A 6,258-nucleotide genomic window follows, 5' to 3' on the forward strand; every position below is an offset into this window, starting at 1 on the left:
GTCACTGGTCGGCGTCTCGCGCCGCCTCAGCCGCGCCGGTGCCCGGGGCATCCAGGCGGTCGGCCGCCACGGCGAAGTGGTCGCGCGCCCGACGCAGGGCGGCCACGCTGGGGGCGCGGTGCCACAGTTCGATCCCCCTCAACTGGTCCTGAGCCTTGCCGAGCGCCTCTCGCAGGACGTCCACGCCCGCAGGCAGGACGACGGCGGGCGCGCGGGACACGGCGTCCAGGCCGTCGATCGCCCGTCCCAGGTCGGTCACCAGTTCCTGCGCGAGTTGGTCGAGCACCGGGAGACGCACGGCGAGATCGTCGCTGTCGCGTCCGATCTCGATGACGGCCTGCACGCGCTGCTGCCATCCCCTCAGGGCCTGACGCACGGCCGCTCCCGACTCGTCACGGTCGATCATCCCTGCAGCCTACAGCCTGCGCTGGCGCCGGCGCATTTGACAGCCATCGCCGCCGCTCCAGAGAATGCGCCCATGGGGCAACCGCAGACGCGCAGGCAGTCCCGGTGGGGCATGGCACTGCTGCTGGCGTGCGCGCTCGCACCCGGTGTCGCGCGCATGAGGGCGCAGGTGCCGACGGCCACGGCCGAACCTGCCATCGACTTCAATCGGCAGATTCGCCCCCTCCTGTCCGACCGCTGCTTCCGGTGTCACGGGCCCGACGCCAGCAAGCGCAAGGCGAAGCTCCGGCTCGATACCCGCGACGGGCTCTTTGGGGATCTCGGTGGCGGGATGGCCGTGGTCACGCCCCGCGCCCCCGACAGGAGCGAGCTGATTCGCCGCATCCAGTTGCCGGGGGACGATGAGGACGTCATGCCGCCGGCAGACGCGCATCAGGCACTGACGACGGCCGACAAGGCCCTGCTGGTGCGCTGGGTCGCCGAGGGCGCCGACTACCGGGGGCATTGGTCGTGGGAGCCGGTCCAGCCCACCGACCCGCCTGCCGTGCAGGAGGCAGGTGCCGCGCCAGTCGACGCGATTGACGCCTTCGTTCGTGCGAGGCTGACGCGCGAGGGGCTCGCCCCAGCGCCGCCGGCGTCGCCCGAGGTGCTGCTGCGCCGGCTCTCGTTCAACCTCACGGGCCTGCCGCCTACGCCGTCCGACCTCGACGCCTTCGCGGCGGATCACTCGCCCGCGGCGTACCGTCGGGTGGTCGATCGCCTGCTTGCCTCGCCGGCGTACGGCGAGCGCATGGCGACCGATTGGCTCGATCTCGCGCGGTACGCCGACACCTACGGCTACCAGGCCGACGTGACGCGCGACATGTCGCCCTACCGCGACTGGGTCATCTCGGCCTTCAATCGCAACCTGCCCTACGACCAGTTCCTGACATGGCAGCTGGCGGGAGACCTCCTCCCCGAGGCGACCCGCGAGCAGCGCATCGCCACGGCCTTCAACCGCCTGCATCGCCAGACCAACGAGGGCGGCAGCATCGAGGAGGAGTTCCGCACCGAGTACGTCGCCGATCGCGTCAACACCTTCGGCTCGGCCATGCTCGGCCTGACCCTCGAGTGCGCCCGCTGCCACGACCACAAGTTCGACGCCATCACGCAGCGCGACTACTTCTCGCTGTTCGCCTTCTTCAACAGCATCGACGAGTCCGGGCTCTACTCCCACTTCACGAACGCCACCCCGACCCCGACGATGGCGTTGTGGCCGGCGCACGAGCAGCGCGCGCACGCGGCGCTGACCAGCCGCATCGCCGCCAGCGAGGCGCGTCTCGCCCGATTGGCCCGTCGCGCCGAGCCCGCGTTCCGCGCCTGGCGGACGGGCGCCTCCGTCGTGCCACCCGCCCCGATCGCCCATCTGCCGTTCGACACGACCGAGGGAACGGCCACGACACCGGACCTCGTGGCGCGCAGCAGCGCGACACTGCAGGACAGCCCGGAGCTGGTGGCCGATGCCGAGGCCACTGGCGGACACGCCCTGCGGTTCAACGGCGACAACACGGTGACCCATGCCGGTGTCCGCGTGTTCTCGCGCATCGACCCCTTCTCGATTGCCGTGCGCGTCAAGCCGACCGAGACGCAGGCGCGCGCCGTCGTCCTGCACCAGTCCCGCGCCTGGACGGACGCGGCGAGTCGGGGCTTCGAGCTGACGCTGGACCAAGGTCGCCCCTTCTTCGCGCTGGTGCATTTCTGGCCCGGCAATGCCGTCGCGATCCGCACGCGTGCGCCCCTGCCGATCGGGCAGTGGTCGTCGGTGACGGTGACCTACGACGGATCGAGTCGCGCCGCCGGACTGGTCATCTACGTCGATGGTGTCGCCGCCCTGGTCGACGTCGTGCGCGATCGACTCACCAGGGACATCCTGTACGACAAGGACGCGGGCGACTTGCAGGCCAAGCCGGCACCGCTGATGCTCGGCGGGCGCTTCCGCGACAGTGGCTTCCGCAACGGCCTCGTCGACGACCTGCGCGTGTACGACGTGGCCCTGACCGCAGCGGAGGTGGGGGGCAGTCTCGGTCGCAGCACGATGTCGGACGCCGAGGCGCGGGCGCATTTCTTCACGCGCGTGCATGCGCCGTCGCACGCGGCCCGCACCGACGTGCATCGCCTTCGTGTGCAGGAGAACCGCCTCGTCGCCCGCGTCCCCGAGCTGATGGTGATGGAGGAGCTTCCCACGCCGCGCCCGGCGTACCTGCTCGCCCGCGGCGCCTACGATGCGCCGACCGAGGTCGTGCCGCGCGAGACCCCCGCGAGCCTGCCGCCGTTTCCCGCCGACCAGCCGCGCAACCGCCTCGGCCTGGCGCGCTGGCTGACCAGTCCCAACAACCCCCTCACCGCGCGCGTCATCGTCAATCGCGTCTGGAAGATGCACTTTGGCCGGGGGCTCGTGGCCACCGTCGAGGATTTCGGCAGTCAGGGCCGCCTGCCGACGCACCCGGAACTGCTCGATTGGCTGGCGACGCAGTTCGTGCAGAGCGGCTGGGACGTCAAGGCCCTGCACCGCCAGATCGTGCTCTCCGGGACGTTCCGCCAGGCCTCGCAGGGCACACCCGAACTCGTGCGCCGGGATCCCGAGAACCAGTGGCTCGCCCGCGGGCCGAGCGTGCGGCTGCCGGCCGAACACATCCGCGACAGCGCCCTCGCAGCCAGCGGACTCCTCGTGCCCACCATCGGTGGCCCCAGCGTCAAGCCGTATCAGCCCGAGGGGCTCTGGGAGCAGTCGGGTACCGGGCAGACGTACGTGCAGGACACGGGCGACAAGCTGTATCGCCGCAGCCTGTACACCTTCTGGCGACGCACGTCCCCGCCGCCGGCGATGTCGACCTTCGATGCCGTGTCGCGGGAGGTCTGTGTGGCCAGGCGCGACGTGACGACCACGCCACTGCAATCGCTCGTCCTGCTCAACGATCCGCAGTTCGTCGAAGCGGCGCGCGTGCTGGCCGAACGCCTGGTGCGGCAGTACCCGCACGACCCGGCCGCGCGGCATCGCGAGGCGTTCCGGCGCCTCATCGGCCGTGCGCCCGACGACAGGGAGGCACGCACGCTCGCGCAGGCCTTCGACGAGCAACAGCGCCTGTATAGGGACGACCCGTCGGCGGCCGAGCACCTGCGGCGGGTGGGGCAGACGCCGCCAGACGTCTCGCTGCCGGCGCCTGACGTCGCGGCGACGACGAGCGTGACGAGCCTGATCATGAACTTCGACGGTTTCGTGGTGACACGATGAGGCGAGCCGCATGAGTACCCAACACTGCACCGGCCACCTGCCGACGGCCGGCCTCTCGCGTCGAGCCCTGCTGTCACGCGTCGGTCTTGGCCTCGGCGGCATCGCCCTGGCCGATCTGGTCAACCCGCCGAGGTTGCGGGCGGCAGGGCAGGCGCCCAGCCATGGCGGCGTCCCGGGCATCCTGGGCACCGACCTCCACTATCCGGTCAAGGCCAAGCGGGTCATCTTCCTGTTCATGGCCGGGGGGCCCTCGCAGATCGAGACCTTCGACGACAAGCCGGTCCTGCGCACGCGCAACGGCGAGCAACTGCCGGACTCGGTGCGGCAGGGGCAGCGCCTCACGGGCATGTCCGGCAATCAGTCGTCCCTGCCGCTGGCGGGCTCGCAGTTCGGGTTCTCGCAGCACGGCGCCGCCGGCACCTGGGTCTCCGACCTGCTGCCGTACACGGCGAAGGTCGTCGACGACCTCTGCATCGTGCGATCGATGCACACCGACGCGATCAACCACGACCCCGCCATCACGTTCTTCCAGACCGGCTCCCAGATCGCCGGCCGCCCGAGCATGGGCGCCTGGACGCACTACGGGCTGGGCAGCGACACGGCCGACCTGCCGGCGTTCGTGGTGCTGATCACGCCCGGCAAGGTCGACCAGCCGTTGTATTCCCGGTTGTGGGGGAGCGGATTCCTGCCGTCGGAACATCAGGGCGTGCAGTTCCGGAGTGGCAAGGACGCCGTGCTGTACCTCGCCAATCCGGCGGGCGTGACGCCGCAGGCTCGGCGCCTGCTGCTGGACCGCTTGCGCGATCTGCACCGCGACGCGGCCGGGCGGCTCGGCGACGGGACGGTCGACGCGCGCATCGCCCAGTACGAGATGGCCTACCGCATGCAGGCGAGCGTGCCCGGTGTGATGGACATCTCGAACGAACGCGAGGAGACTCTCGCCCTGTACGGCCCCGACGCGAAGAAGCCCGGGACCTTCGCCGCCAACTGCCTGCTGGCGCGGCGGTTGGCCGAACGCGGCGTCAAGTTCATCCAGCTGTATCACCAGGGGTGGGACCAGCACGACAGCCTGCCGAAGGGGATCGAGCGGCAATGCCGCGAGACCGATCAGGCCAGCGCCGCTCTGGTCACGGACCTCAAGCGCCGCGGTCTGCTCGACGACACGCTCGTGGTGTGGGGGGGCGAGTTCGGCCGGACCAGCTACTCACAGGGGAAGCTGACCGCCACCAACTACGGGCGCGACCATCACCCCCGCTGCTTCTCGATCTGGATGGCCGGGGGCGGCGTCAAGCCGGGCTACGTGCACGGCGCCACCGACGATTTCGCCTACAACATCGTCGATGGCGGCGTGCATGTCCACGATTTCCACGCCACGCTGCTGCGCCTGCTCGGCGTCGATCACGAGCGCCTGACGTACCTGCACCAGGGGCGCCGCTTCCGCCTCACCGACGTCCACGGCACGGTCGTGGACGCCCTGCTGGCGTAGGGAGAGCGGGCGGGCCGGACCCGCGGTTTCCGCCTAGTTCCCCGGCGACAGCTTGTTGATACGCATGTAGGTCACGACGTTGCCGTAGTGCAGGCTCGTATGCGCGAGGAGGTGGCTCGCGTAGTAGCTCTTCGGCCGCTTCGCGCCCGACGACAACGTCACCAGTTCCGCCAGCGTGCCGTCGGTGGCCGCGGCCATGGCCTCGTCGCAGTACGCGAAGCTGGCGGTCAGCGCGGCGGTGACGTCCGCTTTCGGCAGCGGTGCGTCCGCGTTCACCTTCGGTCGCTGCCCGGGCGTGCCCTTGAAGCCGGAGCAGATGCTGTAGCTCGCATCCGCGATGTGCAGCAGCATCTTGCGGAAGGTGTAGACCTCCGGCGTCGGCTGGTAGCCGTAGATCGACTCGGGGGCCTTGTCGGCCGCCTTCATCACCGAGGCCTTGACGGCGGCGAACTCGCCGCGAATGCCGTCCATCGCGACCGACTGGGCAGACACGGACGACGGGGCGGCGACGAGCGCCGCGAGGGCGAGGACGGGAACGACGAACAGGGATGCGCGCATGAGCAGGGTCTCCAGGGTGCGGGGACTATAGCAGGTGCTATTCGAGCGTTTCGACGTACTGCGTGCCTGCGGCCGCGGCGAGGTCGACGAGCACCCCGCTGTCCAGGGCATCCGCGAGGGGATCGGCCTGCAGCGCCTCGAACGAGTCGAAGACCGCCAGGTAGCGTTCATCGAGCAGCGCCCACTCCTCGAGCACGATCTTGCCGGACCGGGTGAGATACGCCGTCAGCGCGCCTTCCTGGGCCGCCCGGACGCCGGTGAACCGCAGCGTGCGGGGCACGGTCCGCCGCCGCCAGTCCCATCCCACCAGCTCGATGGTCGACATCGCCTCCGCGCCGGCTGCGGTCGGTAACTCGCGACGACCGACCACGAGTTCGAGCGCCGTGATCACCAGGGCGGACAGGCTTTCGTCGCGCGCGACCGCCAGATCGCGGGCGCGCAGCCACGTCGGCAGGTCGGCATCCTTGATGTAGAGGGTGATGCGAGGCATGGCGAGCCTAGAGAGGACGGAGGAGATAGGAGGGAGGACGGAGGTAGG

The 6,258-nt window shown here is 70.4% G+C and carries 5 protein-coding genes; 2 read left to right on the plus strand and 3 right to left on the minus strand.

Annotated features, from left to right (window positions below; translation table 11 throughout):
- Window position 1: 1 nt before the first annotated feature.
- A complete protein-coding gene (locus Q0C41_RS28970; RefSeq protein ID WP_291990083.1) occupies window positions 2–406 on the minus strand; it encodes a hypothetical protein in 405 nt (134 codons plus the stop codon).
- Between the two features lie 72 nt (window positions 407–478).
- Between Q0C41_RS28970 and Q0C41_RS28975 the strand changes: the two genes are divergently transcribed.
- Both Q0C41_RS28975 and Q0C41_RS28980 read left to right on the plus strand, forming a co-directional pair.
- On the plus strand, window positions 479–3,676 hold the full coding sequence (locus tag Q0C41_RS28975; protein WP_291990085.1) for a DUF1553 domain-containing protein: 3,198 nt from the start codon (window positions 479–481) through the stop codon (window positions 3,674–3,676).
- Between the two features lie 10 nt (window positions 3,677–3,686).
- The gene (locus tag Q0C41_RS28980) at window positions 3,687–5,162 is read left to right on the plus strand and encodes a DUF1501 domain-containing protein (protein ID WP_291990087.1); all 1,476 of its coding nucleotides are present in this window, start codon (window positions 3,687–3,689) and stop codon (window positions 5,160–5,162) included.
- 33 nt (window positions 5,163–5,195) lie between these two features.
- On the opposite strand, the gene Q0C41_RS28985 is transcribed toward Q0C41_RS28980, so the two are convergent.
- Both Q0C41_RS28985 and Q0C41_RS28990 read right to left on the minus strand, forming a co-directional pair.
- A complete protein-coding gene (locus tag Q0C41_RS28985) occupies window positions 5,196–5,720 on the minus strand; it encodes a DinB family protein (protein WP_291990089.1) in 525 nt (174 codons plus the stop codon).
- A gap of 37 nt (window positions 5,721–5,757) precedes the next feature.
- Window positions 5,758–6,210 (minus strand): hypothetical protein, encoded by a 453-nt coding sequence (locus Q0C41_RS28990; RefSeq protein ID WP_291990092.1) that lies wholly within the window; start codon window positions 6,208–6,210, stop codon window positions 5,758–5,760.
- Window positions 6,211–6,258 lie beyond the last annotated feature (48 nt).

It is taken from the genome of Luteitalea sp., assembly GCF_022842525.1.
In the GTDB taxonomy this organism is placed as follows: domain Bacteria; phylum Acidobacteriota; class Vicinamibacteria; order Vicinamibacterales; family Vicinamibacteraceae; genus Luteitalea.